Here is a 15,530-nt window from a genome sequence, read left to right on the forward strand (position 1 = left end):
GGGCATGGCTCGGGACTGGCTGCGGAAGCGTTGGGACCATCCGCGCCGCGCGGGGTTCAACCGCGGCGCGGGCGACGGCTGGCGCCGAGTTTGCGCGTGACCGTGTTGCGACCGAGTCCAAGCCGGGTCGCAGCCTCGGTGCGGCGTCCGCCGGTGTGCTCGAGCGCGGCCTCGAGCAGGGCCCGGTCGAAGCGTTCGCGGGCGTGCGCATGCAGGTCGCTCGCGCCCGCGGCCAGCTGCTCGCGTGCCCAGGCGCGGAGCACGCCATCCCACTCGCTGCCGGCGCCGGGCCGGCCGGCCTGCAGCATGCCGTCGAGGTCGGCGGTGGTGATCGTGTCCGCCGGCGCCAGCGCGGCCAGGCGCCAGCACAGGTTTTCCAGTTCGCGCACGTTGCCCGGCCAGTCGTGCGCCAGCAGCCGCTCGGTCGCGGCCTTGGAGAAGCGCTTGGGCGCGGCGGCGAAGCGCTCGGCGGCGCCGTGCAGGAAGCGCTCGGCCAGCGCCGGCACGTCGCCGCGCCGCTCGCGCAGCGGCGGCAGGCGCAGGCGCACCACGTCCAGGCGGTGCAGCAGGTCGGCGCGGAATCGGCCTTCCTGCACCAGCGTCTCCAGGTCCTGGTGGGTGGCGGCGATCACGCGCACGTCCACGCGGATCAGCTCCCGCCCGCCGACGCGGAAGAATTCGCCCTCGGCCAACACCCGCAGCAGCCGGGTCTGCAGCGAGGCCGGCATGTCGCCGATCTCGTCCAGGAACAGGGTGCCGCCGTCGGCCTGCTCGAAACGGCCGATATGGCGGCGCGCGGCACCGGTGAACGCGCCCGCCTCGTGCCCGAACAGCTCGCTTTCCAACAGTTCGGCCGGGATCGCGGCGGTGTTGAGCGCGACGAACGGCTGGCGCGCACGCGGCGACTCGCGATGCAGCGCGCGCGCGACCAGTTCCTTGCCGGTGCCGGTCTCGCCGGTGACCAGCACGCTCAGCGGCGCCTGCGCCAGGCGCCCGATCGCGCGGAACAGCTGCCGCATCGCCGGCGAATCGCCGACCAGCACGTCGCCGGCCGGTTCCAAGTCGGGCGCCGCCTCGGCACCGGCTTCGGCGCGCTCGCCCAGCACGCGCGCCGCCAACCCAACCGCCTCGTCCAGGTCGAAGGGCTTGGACAGGAACTCGTAGGCGCCACCGCGGAACGCGCCCGCGGTGCTGGCCACGTCGGTATAGGCCGACATCACCACCACCGGCAGCTCCGGGTGCGCCTGCTTGATCTTCTCCAGCAGCTTCAGGCCGTCCTCGCCGGGCATGCGCACATCGGTGAACAGCAGCTGCGGCGTGGCGCGGGAATCGAGCGCGGACAGCGCCGCATCGGCCGAGTCGAAGCCGGAAACGGCGTAGCCGGCGTCGCTGAGCGCGGTCGCCAGCACGAAGCGCACCGAACGGTCGTCGTCGACCACCCACACGGATGCGGCTTCACCGCTCATGTTCGCCCCCTCGCTGCACGGCCACGTCGGTGGCGGAATCCGGATCGCCGTCGCCGTCGTCCGGGGACAGCGGCAACAGCAGCGTGAATACGGTATGGCCGGGGCGCGAACGGTAGGCCAGCGAGCCGCGATGCTCGCGCGCGACCTGCTGCGCCATCGCCAGGCCGAGCCCGCTGCCGTCGGCGCGGCCGGACACCAGCGGCAGGAAGATCTGCTCGGCCAGCGCCTCGGGCACGCCGCGGCCGTCGTCGACGATTTCCATGCGCAGCGCCAGCGGATGCACCTGCTCGCCGATGCGCACCCCGTACTCGGCGCGGGTGCGCAGGTTGACGTTGGCCGCGCCGGCCTGGATGGCGTTGCGCACCAGGTTCCAGACCGCCTGCACCAGCCGGTCCGGATCGCCGCGCAGCGGCGGCAGGCTGGGGTCGTAGTCGCGCGCCAGGCGCACCGCCCAGCCCGCTTCCTGCTCAGCCAGGCGCACCACCTGCTCGAGCACGCCGTGGATGTTGAGCGGCTCGTGCGGGCGCGGCGGCGCCGGCGAGAGCAGTTGCTCGACCAGCTGGGTCAGCCGCTGCACTTCCGAGGCGATCAGGTTGACCAGCTCGCGCGCGTCGGCATCCACCGTGCGCCGGCCCAGCAGCTGCGCCGCGCCCTTGAGCCCGGCCAGCGGGTTGCGCAGTTCGTGGGCCAGGCCCTTGAGCGCGGCCGACAGCGCCAGCGGCAGCGCGCGGGTCGGATCCTCGCCGGGGAACTCGTCGACCGGATGCGCCTCGAGCAGGGTGCCGCCGTCGGCTTCGCGGGTCAGCCAGACGTCGGCGAAGCGCGGCTCGCCGCCCAGGAAGGCCAGTGCCACGCGCCGCAGCCGGCGCGGGCCGTCGGCATCGTCCAGCGCCTGCAGCGCGCTGCGCAGGCTGTCGCCCTCGGCCTCCAGCGCCACCAGCGGCTGGTCGGGCAGGCGCTTCTGGCTGACGCCCAGCCAGCGCGCGAAGGCCTGGTTGCAGCGGGTGACGCGGCCATGCCGGTCGGCCAGCAGCACCGGGGTGACCAGCGTATCGAGTACGGCATCGGCAGGGACGGGTGGCGGCATTGCACCAATATAGTGCTTTGCGGGGACGCGGGGCCGACGCGCCGGCACTCAGAACGTCACGACAACCGTGATGGTGTCGCCGTGCGGGCCGATGTTCGGATCCTGTCCGGGGGGAATCCGCCCGAAGACAGGAAAGCTTCGCTGCCAGGGTTGCCCCGTCCACCACCCTCCCACCGTGCCACCCGCGATCTGCGTGCCGCCGGCGCCATTGCCCCACACGGTGGTGCGCGACGCATCGGTGTACAGGTTGTACTGCAGGATCGACGGACCCTGGCGGAGGGTGCGGGCGGCGTAGGTGCCCGAGCTGCCCTGTCCCAGGGCGATGTCGACATACACGCCGAAAATATCCTCCAGCCAGTACGTCGCCCTGCAATCCACGCGCACGCCGCCGGTGCTGTCCACCGGGCCGGTCCCGGTGACGGGGTCGTAGCTGCCGAAGTTGATGGAGGTGGCCGAGACCCGGCAGTCGCCGGCCTGCGCGAGCCCGCCGGCGGCGGCCAGCAGGCAGGCCAGGACGAGGCGCGCATGCCGCACGCGACGTGCCTGCGGCCGGACGGGGCGGCGGGATCGGGATGGCGCGCGGGTCATGGTTCCCCCTGTGGGGCGATGCATTCGACGATCCCCAGGTCATGGATGCCCGCAGCCTGCGCGGCGGGCACTTCGATCGCGCATTCGGCGATGGCGCCTTCGCTTTCCACGCGCGCCCGGTGGCGGCCGGGCGGCAGCTGTTCGAAGTAGAAGCGGCCACCCGCGCCGAGCGGGCTGGTGTAGGTGCTGCCGGCGTGCTCGAGGTGCAGCAGGCCGAACGCGGCCGGGCGCGTGCCGCCGGCATCGCGCAGGTGCAGCAGGCCCGACAGCGCGCGCAGCGGCTGCACGTCGAGCACGGCCACCGCGCCGGTGTTGCGGAACACCGACAGCTGCGTGGCGCCATTGATGATCTCGTGGTCCAGCGGCACCTGCGCCGGGTCGAGCGCGACCTGGTTGGCGTAATAGGGAATCAGGTCGCGCACCAGCAGGTCGCCGCGCGCGTCGGTGCGGCCGACGGCCTGGTTCTCGCGCAGGATCGGCACGCCGGCCACGCCGGGCACGCGCACCAGCGCAAAGCCGCTTTCCATCGGCGGGGTGGCGAACGCGCGACCGCCAACGCCGACCACGGCGCCGCTCAGCAGCAGGCGCGCATCGCTGCGGCCCCCGAAGTGGCTGCCCTGCAGCGCATATCGGCCATGCCGGCCCTGGTACTCGACCTGCCCGAAACCGCTGTTGCCGATGGCGTCGTGCTGCAGGCTCAGGTCGTAGCCCCAGCCGGTGCCGACCGGGCGCGAGCGTCGCGCGTCCACGCCGTAGCCGTGGCTGCGCGTCTCCGCCTGGCCCGGGGCGCGGAGGCGCTGTTCGCGGGCGCTGAACGAGACGCTGTGGCGGTCCAGCGCGACACTGAGGCTGAGCAGCGCCGACAGGTCCTCGTACAGGCCTTCACTGCGCTGCACGGCCAGCAGCAGCTGGCTGCCCGGCGACAGCCGCCAGGTGGAGGACAGGCTGGCGTTGCGCTCGGCCGCCAGGCCCTCGCGCCGCTGGCGACCGTAGCCCAGCTGCAGCGACATCCGGCTGGCCGGCGACCAGGACAGGGTGCCGTAGGCGTCCTCGCGCAGGCGCGCGCCGAAGAGGTCGAACGGCGAGCCCAGCAGCCGGTAGCCTTCGCTGAAGCGGCGCACGCCCAGCGACAGGCCCGCGCGCGGACCGCCGTAGCTGTAGCTGAGCGAGGTCGCATGGCCACTGCCGGCGTCGTCGTCGCGACTGCGCGCGAGCGCCGCGCCGAACTCGCCGATGTCGGTGCGCAGCGCGAGATCGAACCCGGCATTGGCGAAGGCGTCGTCGCCCTCGCCGCGCACGCCGAGCGTGAGGCGGTCGCTCAGCCCGCGCCGGTACCAGGCCTGCCAGGCCGCGGCATCGCCGTAGTCGTCATCGCGATCACCGCCGCGCACCGCGCCCACGCGCAGTGCGTAGTCCGACAGGCCCGGCGCCAGCAGCCCGGTGCCGCCGTAGTAGCTGGCGCTGGCCAGGTCCTGGCGGTTGCCGAAGGGGTCGCGGATCACCACGCGCACGTCGCTGCGGCCGGGCGGCACGCCGAGGTTGTCGAGGTTGATCGGCCCGGCCTCGACCGGGCGGCGCCCGATCAGGGCGCCATTGGCATAGACCTCGACCACGCCCGGCGTCTCGATCACGCCTTGGTAGAACGGCTGCGGGAAGGTCACCAGGTAGGGGTCCTGGTCGAAGGCGCGGGCCACGCCGACGCCGCCGAGCAGGGCGCCGCCGCCGAGCGGATCGCGCGCCACGGCGACCTGGTCGCCGATCGTCCAGCGCCGCAGGCTCGACGGCTGGTCGATCTCGATCCGGCTCAGCCCGCGGCGCCAGCCGAAGCTGCGGTCGCGGATCGCGGTGCTGCGCAGCGCCGCCGGGCCACGGCCGATGGCGGCGTCCACGAACAGGGTTTCGAGACCGGCGCGGGTGCCCTCGGCGCCGCCGTCGCCCAGGGTCGCGGCGTAGTTGGCGAAGGCGGTCCAGGACGGGGACGACGGCGCGGCGCGGCCGCGCGTGCGCAGGTCGATCGACTGCGCAGGCATGTCCGCCGGGCGCTGGCGCAGGTCCAGGCGCAGGTTGTCGCGGTCCACCACCACCTCGATGCCGCGCCCCAGCGCCGCGGCTTCGACGAAGTCGCGGCCCTGGATGCGCTCGGCCGGCAGCGCGGTGGGATCGAGGCCGGCGGCCAGCAGCGCCTCGCGGTCGACCAGTACCCGCTCCCCGCGCACCACCACCGCGGCGATGCCGCTGCAGCGTGCGTTGAGGCACAGGTCGAGCAGCAGCACCTCGTCGCGCACCTGCGCGAACGCGGTCGAGGCCAGCAGCAGGGCGACGGCAGCGGAAATCCGGAGCTGGCGGCGCCGCTTCAGCCGCCGCATGCGCGCGGATCGGCCGGCAGCGCGGCGGCGAGGGTCGCGCCGGTTTCGGGGAGTTCGAGTTCCACCCGCGCGGCTCGCGCGCAGGCACCGGCCGGCACGGCCTGCGCCGGCAGCGGCAGGCGCGCGCCCGCCAGCACGTAGCCCACCGTGACCGGCAGCTCGCGCAGGGTGTCGCCGTCCGCGTCCAGCAGGCGCAGGCGGGCCTCCTGGGGCGGCAGGTAGTGCGTGCCGGCGTTGGCGACGGTCAGCTGCAGGCCGTCCGCGCCGAGCGCGGCGGCGGCCAGGCCGGCCTCCGCGGCGGGGGCGGGCTCCGGCTGCGCGGCAGGCTGCACGAACACGGGCACGCTCAGGCGGGTGAGCACCTCGACCTGCACGCCATCGCCGCCGCCCGTAGGCAGCTGCTGCAGCTCGACGCGGTAGGCCCGCTCGGCGCTGACGGCCGGGGCGAGCGTACCCACGCGCAGCCGCGCCTGCTGCCCGGGCTGCACCGTGAACACCAGCGGATGCACCACCACCTCATCGCTGGGTTCGAGCTGCCAGCTGCCGTCGGCGGCCATGGTCCAGCGCTTGACCGACGCCTCGAAGCTGAGCGGGCGCTGGTCGGCATTGCCGAGCACCAGGGTCTCGATCGCGCGCGCCCGGTCCAGGTGGACCCGGGTCGGATTGAGGCTGAACTCGGCGGCGGTGGCGCTGCCGGCGGCCAGGGCGTTGAACGCCAGGCACGCGGCGACGACCGCGCGCCAGGCGCGTTGTCGTTCGACTTTCAAGGGAAATCCCCGCAGGAAGCGGGACTGCCGCGGCAGTCCCGCGGGCGATCAGAACGTGACCGAAACCTGCACGGTATCGGTGTAGCTGCCGATCGCGGCGTCCTGGCCGGCCGGGATGCGGCCGTAGGTGGTCAGCTGCACCGGCGTCAGCGACGTGGTGAAGGTCGGGATCGCCTGGGTGTTGGTCGCATCGCAGCCCCACGGGGTGGCGCGGCCGGCGTCCTGGTAGATGTCGTAGCGCAGGCGCAGGGCGGCGCCGCCGTCCATCTGGCGCAGCGGGTTGGCGCAGCTCGAACCGGTGGCCGGGTTGCTGCCCTGGTCGAGCGCGGCGACGGCGGTGGCGGTGCCGCGGGTGCAGCGCACGCTGACCGTGCCGCTGGCGTCCAGCGGCGCAGCCGCGTTGGCGTCGGCCGGATCGTACTGGCCGAAGGCGAGGTTGGTGGCGCTGACCGTGCAGCTCGAGGCGACGTTGGCGGTGACCTGGAAGCTCGTCTGCTGCGGCGACGGGCCGGCGAAGGCGCCGCCGGCGGCAAGGGAGGCGCACAGGGCGAGGAGCAGGCGGGACTTGGACAGGATCATGGCGTTGGTGTCTCCGGTACGGGATGGGATGCAGGCAGGTGCCGCGGGCCGCAACCTGGCCTTCGAAGCATATCGAATGCCAAACCTGACGGTAACGGCCCCGGGAAGCAGAAGCTGAGCATCAAATCCGTGACGCCGAGCGCACTTACGTTGTATCCGAAACACGTCACGACGGGAACCCCAAACCGGTCAATCTTTGGTAGGCATTTAGTCACAATTCCGGATGGCGTCCACAAGTGACGCATGGCGTCACCCCAAACCCGTCCAGCGCGCAGGGCGTGACCTCCGCCCCAGTTCCGGCATCTGCCTTGACGCAGGCCCAACAGTTGCAGGCGCAGGCTGCCGTTAGTCCGGTCATGCGCCCATACCTGCCCCTGGCGTTCGCCCTCGCCATTGTCTTGGCCGGGCCCGCCTCGGCCCGCGATTCCGCATTGACGGTCAGCGTGCAGGTGGTGGACCGCCGCCCCGCAACCGGACTGCTCGATGCAATCCCCGTGCCGCCGCAGGCCCGGGTGTTCGACCGGCGCGTCAGCAGCCGCAGCTATGCCTTCTCCGGGCCGGCTGCGGCGGCCGCGGCGTTCTACGCCGAGCGCATGCCGGCGCTGGGATACCACGCCCTGCACCGGCACGACGGCGCATCGGCCCGGCAACTGTGGAGCGACGGACGGTCGCGGGTGCGGCTGCAGATCGATCCGGCGCTGGGCGGCGAGCTCACCCGCATCCGCGTCGACGTCGGCCTCGCCACCGCATCGGCGGCCGCCCCCGGAGCGCCGGTCGCCGCGCGCTGACGCGGCCTGCAGCGTCGCCGGCTGGTCCGGCAGCCCACCGCCACGGTGGACAGCGCCGGTCGACGGGATACCCTTCGGCCATGAACCTCGGCTACCACGAAACCAGCGGCGTCCCGCTCGATCCGGTGACCTCGCTGTACCGGCTCGGCGCCGGCGGGCCCAGCCTCACCGCTGCGGTGGCCGGGGCCAGGGCCAGCCGCCGCAGCCTGGCCGTGCTGCATGTCGACATCGACATGCTGCAGCTGATCAACGCCAACATGGGCGAGGCGGTGGGCGACCAGGTGCTGGCCGCGGTCGCGCAGCGCCTGCGCAAGGCGATGCCGCACGGCGGCTCGCTGTGGCGGCTGTCGAGCGACGAGTTCATCGCCTGCGTCGCCTACCGCGAGGGCGAACCCAACGGCGAGGCGCTCGCCGACCTGTTCCGCGACGCGCTGGAAGCTCCGCTGTCGATCCCGCCGTTCACCCTGCCGGTGACGGTCTCGATCGGCATCGCGGTGTTCCCCGAACACGGCAGCGACGCCGCCGCGCTGCTGGCCAGCGCCGAGCGCGCGCTGCTGGAGATCAAGCGCGGCGGCCACAACAACGTGGGCCTGTACTCGGGCAGCGCGGTCAAGAGCACCTCCGAGGGCGGGTTCGCCGACCGTTTCGTCGAGGCGCTCGGCAACAACGAGATGCGGCTGTACTTCCAGCCGCAGGTGGCCGCGCAGGACGGCGGCCTGGTCGGCTTCAGCGCGCTGCTGCGCTGGGATTCGCCGCACCACGGGCTGCTGCGGCCCAACCGGTTCCTGGGACGGGTCGAGCGCGCCGGACTGTCGAGCCAGCTGGGCCTGTGGGTGATCGACGCGGCGATGCAGCAGCTGGTGCAGTGGCGCGAGCGCGGGATCGACTACCTCAGCCTGTCGGTGCATATCGACAGCCTGCTGCTGGCGCGCGCCGACTGCCTGGACGTGATCGGCGAACGCCTGCACCGGCACCAGCTGCGCGGCAGCGCCTTCGAGTTCGAACTGCCCGAAAGCGCGCTGGCGCTGGACGCGCACCGCATCCTCGACACCCTGGGCGGCCTGCGCGCGCTGGGCAGCACGCTGGCGGTGCAGGACTTCGGCACCGGCGGGCTGAGCTTCGCGGCACTGGCGCAGTACCCGCTGGACCGGCTCAAGATCGGCCGCAACTTCATCCGCAACGTCGACAGCGACCCGCGCAGCGCGGCGATCGTGCGCGGCATCATCGCCATGGGCCATCGGCTGGGCATGAAGCTCACCGCCAAGGGCGTGGAAACCGAGGCCGAGCTGGGCTTCCTGCGCCGCAACCACTGCGATTTCTTCCTCGGCCACCTGTTCAGCCCGCCGCTGCCGGCCGACCTGCTCGAGCCGCTGGTGCAGCGCCGCTTCCTGCTGCCCTCGGCCTTCGCCGCCACTCGCCCGGAGCGCACCCTGCTGCTGCTCGACGACGAGGAGAACATGCTGCGCTCGCTGGTACGCCTGTTCCGGCGCGACGGCTACAAGGTGCTGACCGCCAACACCGTGCGCGAGGCCCTCGACCTGCTCGCCAGCAACACCGTGCAGGTGATCGTCTCCGACCAGCGCATGCCCGACATGAGCGGCACCGAGTTCCTGGCCAAGGTGCGCGAGCTGTACCCGGACACGGTGCGCATGATCCTGTCGGGCTATACCGACCTCGCCACCATCACCGAGGCGATCAACCGCGGCTCGATCTACCGTTTCCTGACCAAGCCCTGGAACGACGACGAACTGCGCAGCCACATCGAGGAGGCGTTCCGCGCGCACGAGCGCCACGCCGACGGTACGTATCCGGGCTACTGAGCCTGCGCGGCAGGCGCGTCCTGTGCGTCCGTCCCTTCCGGCTGCACCACCGGCAGCACCAGGCGGAACGTCGAACCCGCGCCGAGCTCGCTGCTGACCTCGATGCGGCCGTGGTGCTTGGACACGATGCTGTAGGCGATCGCCAGACCCAGCCCGGTGCCGCGGCCGATCGGCTTGCTGGTGTAGAACGGGTCGAAGATGCGCGGCAGCGCCTCGGGCGGGATCCCGCAGCCGCTGTCGGCGATGCTGATCCAGGCCTCGCCGTCCTCGGCGCCGGTGGCGATGTCGATGGTGCCGCGGTGCTCGATCGCCTGGCCGGCATTGATCAGCAGGCACATCAGCACCTGGTTGATCTCCGACAGGTGGCATTCCACCAGCGGCAGCTCGCCGTAGTGCTTCTCCACCCGGACCTTGTACTTGAGGTCGTTCCAGACAATGTTGAGGGTCGATTCCAGGCCCTTGTGCAGGTCCGAGGGCCGCATCGGCTCGCCGCGGCCGACGTAGGAGAAATCCTTCAGGTCCTGCACGATCTTGGTCACGCGCTCGATGCCTTCGCGCGACTCGGCCAGCAGCTTGGGCAGGTCGCCGAGGATGAAGTCGATGTCCAGGCGCTCGCGCTGGGCGCGCACCTGGTCGCGCGCCTCGGCCGGATCGCCCGACTGCAGCGACTCGTCCTGGCATTCGATCAGCGCGAACAGCGCGCCCATGTACTCCTGCAGCGTGCCCAGGTTGGAGTGCACGTAGCCGATGGGGTTGTTGATCTCGTGGGCCACGCCGGCGGCGAGCAGGCCGATCGAGGCCATCTTCTCCGACTGCAGCAGCTGTTCCTGGGTACCGGCCAGGCGACGGTGCGCGGCCTGGAGTTCGTCATGCCTGCGCTGCAGTTCGGCCTGCCCCGCGTTGCGCTGGGAGACATCGTCCAGGGTGACGTAGTAGCAGTCCGGACCGTCGCCAAGCCCGAGTCCGTTGCGGACCACGATCTCCAGCACGATCCCGGCGGTCGTGGCGACCTCGCCTGCCCAGCGGCCCGCCGAGCGGGCATGCGTCCAGGCGTCGGCAGGGAGCAGGGCCAGGAGGTCGAGGGGCTCGTGGCCGGGGCGGACCCGTGCGGCCAGTGCCCGGGCCGATGCGTTGGCGCGGCGCAGCCTGCGCTCGCCATCCAGCAGCACGGCGGCGTTTTCCGAGGTTCCGAACGCCCACGCCAGCTCGCCGCCGTCGGGCGGGGCAGTGCGATCGTCCTGGATGTCGTGACCGTGTGCGCTCATCCGACTCCGAGACAGCGGGCCTGGGGTCTGGCGCCCGCCTGTCCACGCGAATCGTACACGCCGGTGGACTCGACGCGCCCGATATGGCGCAGCGCCCAGCCCACTTCGCGGCGACGGCGCGAGAGCAGCACGCCGTTGGCCTGGTTCTGCAGCCGCAGCGCTTCGATCCGCCCGGCGGCTTCCACGCCCGGCTGCGCCGACTCCGCGCGCCGCAGCGCGTCGAGCTTGGCCGCGGTGGAGGCCAGCAGGGCATCCACGTCGTTGTCCAGCAGCGCCCGGCGCTCGGCCTCCAGCGCGCGTTCGAGCGCTTCGAGCGGATGTTCGGCGGCGAACGCGGCGTCCATCGTCAGCCGCCCAGCTGGTGCTCGAGGTCGAGCATGCGCGAGGCCACGGCCTGCGCGTCGACGCGGTAGCTGCCGTCGGCGATCGCCGCACGCAGCGCGTTCACCCGCGCCACGTCGATGCCGGCCGGGCCTGCACCGAGCTCGCGCTCCAGCGCCTGCAGCCCTTCGGCCTCGCCGGTGAGGCGCACGCTTTCGGTGGCCGCGACCGGCGCATTGCGCTCGGCGCTGCTGGCGCGGGCCGTCGGCAACGGCCGGCCGGTGGCTTCGGATGGCCGCGCGATGGGCGCACTGCCGTCGATCTTGTGGGTCATGGCCCGCTCCTGGGGATGCCTGGTCGAGCACTGTAACGGCGCCCGTGCCGGGAACTTGAACCCGGGAGTGGAATCGGGGCACGGCCGGTCACGGCAGCAGCTCGACGATCCCCTCGGCGACCAGCCGCCCGCGCAGGACCCGGCGCGAGGAGGCGTTCTCCACGCCGATGCGGCCGCCGGGCTGGGCCGGCCCCAGCGCGCGCCCGGGCATCCGCACCTCGACCCCGCCGGTGCGCGAGACCAGCACCACCGGATCGCCGCGGCGCAGCGGGGCGCCCAGCGACAGGTCGTGCTCGGTCGGCACCACGCCCGGGGCCAGGGCGCGGCTCGGCACCCGCCCCACCAGCGCGGCCGGGTCCTCGAACGTCGCGCCGGCGGCGGCCCCCACGTCCCGGCGCTGCACCACCAGCTGGTCGGCGGTGATCGGCACCCCGCTCGCGGCCGGCGTCCGCAGCACCACCACCTCGGCCTCGCGGCGCACCCGCACCGGCACGTACAGCTTCCAGCCCGGGCTGTCGTCGCAGCGCACCTGGGCCGTGGTCGGCCCGGTGGCCACGGCCTGCAGCGGCTGGCTGCACTGCCGCAGCCGCAGCGAGTGCGCCAGCACCGCCTCGGCCGACTGGGCGTCGCCGGCGCCGAGCGCGGCGATCGCGGCCTCGGCGATGGTGTCCAGCGGCTGCATCGTGGTCGCCAGCGCCGGGCCGGCTGCTCCGACCAATGCCAGCAACAGCCCGAGCACGGCGCGATGGCGCAATCGCCGGGCGAGACGCAGTGCCTTGGGTTGGACAACGGGCACGGATTGCTCCTGTGTGGCGGATCTACTGGGTCGCTTGCTGCAAGTGCCGTGCCGGGGTTTTTCGGACCGAGCGCCCTTTTGCTGGAAAAGCGGGACTTCGGGTGGGCCGCAGCGACGCGGGGGGAGGTGGTGCACCGCTCGGGCAGACATCCATGTCCGCACTCGCGGCCGCGGCACATCCATGTGCCGCTTGCACCACCTCCCCCCGCGTCGCTGCGGCGTCGCTGGCGTTGGTTCAAGCCTTCGGGCAGGACAGCCCGACCAGCTCCGATCTCCAGAGACAGCACGCGCGCGTCGCCTTTCCCGTGGCCAACCAGCCGGCTCCGCAAGACGGGACGGCTGGCCGGAGTCCTCAAACACAATGGGCAGGCGAACCTCGTCCTGGCGGCCGGGGGTCGCGACGAGCGCGCCATGGATGGCGCGCGCCCGAGTCAGGGCAGGAAGCCCTGACCGAGGGAAAAGCGACCCCCGGCCGCCAGGGCGAGGCGTCCATCCGGAGGCGGGAGCCCGCTCTGGGGATATCACCCCTTGGCCAGCCAGCGGCTGTTGCGGCGCATTTCGCGGGGGGATGGCAGGGCTTCCCGTCAGGGCGTGACACGTCACCCGACCGAAGACCCGGGAGCCTCAAGATCCGCCCGGCGCGGCCGACACCCTGTTCCATGAGCCAGGACCTGCTTGACCGCATCGACCAGCGTACCCGCCTGGCCGGCCACAACCGGCTGGCGCTGCTGCTGTTCCGCCTGGGCAGCCGTCAGCTTTTTGGCGTCAATGTGTTCAAGGTCAAGGAAGTGCTGCAGCGGCCGCCGCTGTTCACCCTGCCGCAGCTGCCCAAGGCCTTCGCCGGCGCCGCCGACGTGCGCGGCCGCAGCGTGCCGGTGCTCGACCTGGCGCGCGCGATCGGCCACGGCGACGACGAGCCCGGCGAGCCCCGCTACCTGGTGGTGACCGAGTTCAACCGCACCGTGCAGGGCTTCCTGGTGGCCGGCGTGGACCGCATCGTCAACATCGCCGTCGAGCACATCCAGCCGCCGCCCGACCTGGGCGGGGAGCACCATTACCTGACCGGTGTGGCCCGCCACCAGGGCGAACTGATCCAGCTGATCGACGTGGAAAGCGTGCTGGCCGAGTCCGCCCCGCGCGGCAGCGACCTGGGCACGCTGGTGCCGATGGCCGCGAACGGCGCGCCGCGCCAGGTGCTGGTGGTGGACGACTCGCGCGTGGCGCGCAACCAGATCCGTGTCGTCCTCGAGCAGCTCGGGCTGGAGGCGGTGCTGCTGTCGGACGGCCGCCAGGCCCTGGACCACCTGCAGGCGCTGGCCCGCAACGGCGAACCGCCCGAAGAACGCTACGCGATGGTGATCTCCGACATCGAGATGCCGTCCATGGACGGCTACACGCTGACGACGGAAATCCGTCGCGACCCGGCCCTGCGCAGCCTGTTCGTGCTGCTGCACACCTCGCTGTCGGGCGTGTTCAACCACGCCATGGTCGAGCGCGTGGGCGCCGACGACTTCGTGCCGAAGTACTCGGAGAACGAGCTGGCACAGCGCGTGAGCGCGCGCATCAGCACCTTCGGCTGAGGCCGGCCACGGCCAACGAAGCGCCCAGGCTGTTGAATTAGAACGCGTTCTTTCGCCGCCTGCCGCACGAGGCGACGCCTCGACCGGGTCTCCGGCTGACGTACTTCGCCCGCATCCTGGATGCGCCCTCGCGCTCGGCCATCCCGTCGGGGCGCGCCCCTGGATGTCGCGGCCGGCCCCGGTCTTGACCGCCGCCACCCCCGCTTCTGGCACAGCGCTTGCCTGCCTTCCCGGGCGTATCCGCCCCCGGAGGGCCCATGTCCGACTTCCTAGGCATCCACGGCACCGCGCTCGCCCTGCGCGAGCAGCGCCTGCAGCTGCTCAGCGCCAACATCGCCAACGCCGACACCCCGGGCTACCAGGCCCAGGACCTGGATTTCAACAGCGCCCTGTCCGCGGCGCTGCATCCGGCGACCGCGGCCGGCGGCGATGCGATCACCGCCGCCAGCGAGGCCGCGCGCTTCGCACGCCCCTCCTCGCAGCCCAGCCTGGACGGCAACACCGTCGACGGCGACCGCGAGAACGCCACCTTCGCCCAGGCCACCCTCGAGTACCGCGCCTCGATGTCGTTCGTCGAATCCAAGGTGCGCTCGATGCTGACCGCGATCACCGGCCAGTGAGCGCCATGACCGGAGCCCGCCCATGAGCAACCTCCCGATCTTCGACGTCGCCGGTTCGGCGATGAACGCGCAGTCGGTGCGCCTTTCGACCATCGCCTCCAACCTGGCCAACGCCAATTCCGTCTCGGGCAACCCCGACGAGGTGTTCCGGGCCAAGCAGCCGGTGTTCTCGGCCACGCCGATCGACGGCAACCCGGCCCTGGCCGGCGTGCGCGTGGACGAGGTCCTCGACAGCGACGCCGCGCCGCTGCGCCGCTACGAGCCGGGCCATCCCCTCGCCGACGGCCAGGGCTACGTGTACGCGCCCGACATCGATCCGGTGGCGCAGATGGTCGACCTGATCTCCGCCTCGCGCAGCTACCAGGCCAACGTCGAGGTCTTCAACAGCGCCAAGGAACTCGCCATGGCCACCCTGAACATGGGCCGCTGAGCGCGCCCTTCCGAGGATTCCAGATGACCACGATCACCGGCAACGACTACGCCGCGCTCGGCCTCGGCCAGCAGCAGACCACGCGCAGTTCCGCGCTCGGCCAGGCCGATTTCCTGCACCTGATGACCGAACAGCTCAAGAACCAGGACCCGCTCAAGCCGCTGGACAACAACCAGTTCCTCGGCCAGCTGGCGCAATTCTCCACGGTGCAGGGCATCGAGGGCATGCAGGGCGCGATGACCGCCATGGCCAGCGTGATGGAGTCCGACCAGACCCTGCGCGCGGCCACCCTGGTCGGCCACGACGCCATGGTCTCGGTCGATACCGTGCCGCTGGCCCAGGGCGCCGGCCTGCGCGGCGAAGTCGTGGCGCAGGCGGCCGGGCCGGTCACCCTGGACGTGGTCGACGCCAACGGCGTGCGGGTGCGCCGGATGACGGTGGAAGCCACGGCCGACGGGATCGCCACCTTCGACTGGGACGGCCGCGACCAGGCCGGCAACACGGTGGCCGCCGGCAACTACAGCTTCCGCGCCGTGACCGGCACCGCCGATCCGTCGGCCGGGGACGCCAACCTGCTGCCCATCCGCGCCAGCGCGCGCGTCGACAGCGTGTCGATCGAACCCGGCGGCCTGTTCCTCAACCTCGCCGGCATGGGCAGCGTCCCGCTCTCGGCCGTCCACCGCATCGGCTGACCACCAAGCAGTCCGCCCCGCGCGGACCTTC

Annotated in this window: 16 protein-coding genes; 6 read left to right on the forward strand and 10 right to left on the reverse strand. The window is 72.5% G+C overall.

All coding sequences use genetic code 11. The annotated features are described in order from the left end of the window. Nucleotides 1-56: 56 nt before the first annotated feature. From ntrC to Q0863_RS07100, 6 genes are read right to left on the reverse strand one after another with little or no spacing between them, the layout of a single operon-like run. Nucleotides 57-1,466 (reverse strand): nitrogen regulation protein NR(I), encoded by a 1,410-nt coding sequence (ntrC, locus tag Q0863_RS07075; protein WP_298576783.1) that lies wholly within the window; start codon nt 1,464-1,466, stop codon nt 57-59. Then, the gene (locus Q0863_RS07080; RefSeq protein WP_298576785.1) at nt 1,456-2,553 is read right to left on the reverse strand and encodes an ATP-binding protein; all 1,098 of its coding nucleotides are present in this window, start codon (nt 2,551-2,553) and stop codon (nt 1,456-1,458) included. The genes ntrC and Q0863_RS07080 overlap by 11 nt, the downstream gene beginning before the upstream one ends. A 48-nt stretch (nt 2,554-2,601) precedes the next feature. Continuing rightward, nucleotides 2,602-3,141 carry a spore coat U domain-containing protein gene (locus Q0863_RS07085; RefSeq protein WP_298576786.1) on the reverse strand — a complete coding sequence of 180 codons (540 nt, stop codon included), beginning with the start codon at nt 3,139-3,141 and terminating at the stop codon, nt 2,602-2,604. Next, nucleotides 3,138-5,507, reverse strand: a complete 2,370-nt coding sequence (locus Q0863_RS07090) for a fimbria/pilus outer membrane usher protein (protein WP_298576787.1) — start codon at nt 5,505-5,507, stop codon at nt 3,138-3,140. The genes Q0863_RS07085 and Q0863_RS07090 overlap by 4 nt, the downstream gene beginning before the upstream one ends. Further along, nucleotides 5,495-6,274 (reverse strand): fimbria/pilus periplasmic chaperone, encoded by a 780-nt coding sequence (locus Q0863_RS07095; protein ID WP_298576789.1) that lies wholly within the window; start codon nt 6,272-6,274, stop codon nt 5,495-5,497. The genes Q0863_RS07090 and Q0863_RS07095 overlap by 13 nt, the downstream gene beginning before the upstream one ends. A gap of 48 nt (nt 6,275-6,322) precedes the next feature. Beyond that, nucleotides 6,323-6,853, reverse strand: coding sequence for a spore coat U domain-containing protein (locus Q0863_RS07100; protein ID WP_298576791.1), 531 nt, complete (start codon nt 6,851-6,853; stop codon nt 6,323-6,325). Nucleotides 6,854-7,209: 356 nt separating this feature from the next. Here Q0863_RS07100 and Q0863_RS07105 point away from each other — a divergent pair, with 356 nt between their 5' ends. Continuing rightward, nucleotides 7,210-7,641, forward strand: coding sequence for a hypothetical protein (locus Q0863_RS07105; protein WP_298576792.1), 432 nt, complete (start codon nt 7,210-7,212; stop codon nt 7,639-7,641). An 80-nt stretch (nt 7,642-7,721) separates the two neighbouring features. Next, nucleotides 7,722-9,461 carry an EAL domain-containing protein gene (locus Q0863_RS07110; RefSeq protein WP_298576794.1) on the forward strand — a complete coding sequence of 580 codons (1,740 nt, stop codon included), beginning with the start codon at nt 7,722-7,724 and terminating at the stop codon, nt 9,459-9,461. Here Q0863_RS07110 and Q0863_RS07115 read toward each other — a convergent pair. The 4 genes from Q0863_RS07115 to flgA form a co-directional block, all read right to left on the reverse strand. Beyond that, complete coding sequence (locus Q0863_RS07115; RefSeq protein ID WP_298576796.1) at nt 9,455-10,726, reverse strand: ATP-binding protein; 1,272 nt, start codon at nt 10,724-10,726, stop codon at nt 9,455-9,457. The two genes, Q0863_RS07110 and Q0863_RS07115, sit on opposite strands and share 7 nt — an antisense overlap. Then, on the reverse strand, nt 10,723-11,070 hold the full coding sequence (locus tag Q0863_RS07120) for a flagellar protein FlgN (RefSeq protein WP_298576798.1): 348 nt from the start codon (nt 11,068-11,070) through the stop codon (nt 10,723-10,725). The genes Q0863_RS07115 and Q0863_RS07120 overlap by 4 nt, the downstream gene beginning before the upstream one ends. A gap of 2 nt (nt 11,071-11,072) precedes the next feature. Next, on the reverse strand, nt 11,073-11,381 hold the full coding sequence (gene flgM, locus Q0863_RS07125; protein ID WP_298576800.1) for a flagellar biosynthesis anti-sigma factor FlgM: 309 nt from the start codon (nt 11,379-11,381) through the stop codon (nt 11,073-11,075). An 88-nt stretch (nt 11,382-11,469) separates the two neighbouring features. Then, nucleotides 11,470-12,177: a flagellar basal body P-ring formation chaperone FlgA gene (flgA, locus tag Q0863_RS07130; RefSeq protein WP_298576801.1), complete on the reverse strand. Its 708-nt coding sequence runs from the start codon at nt 12,175-12,177 to the stop codon at nt 11,470-11,472. A 659-nt stretch (nt 12,178-12,836) separates the two neighbouring features. Here flgA and Q0863_RS07135 point away from each other — a divergent pair. From Q0863_RS07135 to Q0863_RS07150, 4 genes are all read left to right on the forward strand, one after another. After that, on the forward strand, nt 12,837-13,757 hold the full coding sequence (locus Q0863_RS07135; protein ID WP_298576802.1) for a chemotaxis protein CheV: 921 nt from the start codon (nt 12,837-12,839) through the stop codon (nt 13,755-13,757). A gap of 257 nt (nt 13,758-14,014) precedes the next feature. Next, nucleotides 14,015-14,377 carry a flagellar basal body rod protein FlgB gene (gene flgB / locus Q0863_RS07140; protein ID WP_298576803.1) on the forward strand — a complete coding sequence of 121 codons (363 nt, stop codon included), beginning with the start codon at nt 14,015-14,017 and terminating at the stop codon, nt 14,375-14,377. A gap of 22 nt (nt 14,378-14,399) precedes the next feature. Then, the gene (gene flgC / locus Q0863_RS07145) at nt 14,400-14,807 is read left to right on the forward strand and encodes a flagellar basal body rod protein FlgC (RefSeq protein WP_298576804.1); all 408 of its coding nucleotides are present in this window, start codon (nt 14,400-14,402) and stop codon (nt 14,805-14,807) included. A 23-nt stretch (nt 14,808-14,830) separates the two neighbouring features. Next, nucleotides 14,831-15,499: a flagellar hook capping FlgD N-terminal domain-containing protein gene (locus Q0863_RS07150; protein WP_298576805.1), complete on the forward strand. Its 669-nt coding sequence runs from the start codon at nt 14,831-14,833 to the stop codon at nt 15,497-15,499. The last annotated feature ends 31 nt before the right edge of the window (nt 15,500-15,530 follow it).

It is taken from the genome of uncultured Luteimonas sp. (genome assembly GCF_947492465.1).
GTDB lineage: Bacteria > Pseudomonadota > Gammaproteobacteria > Xanthomonadales > Xanthomonadaceae > Luteimonas.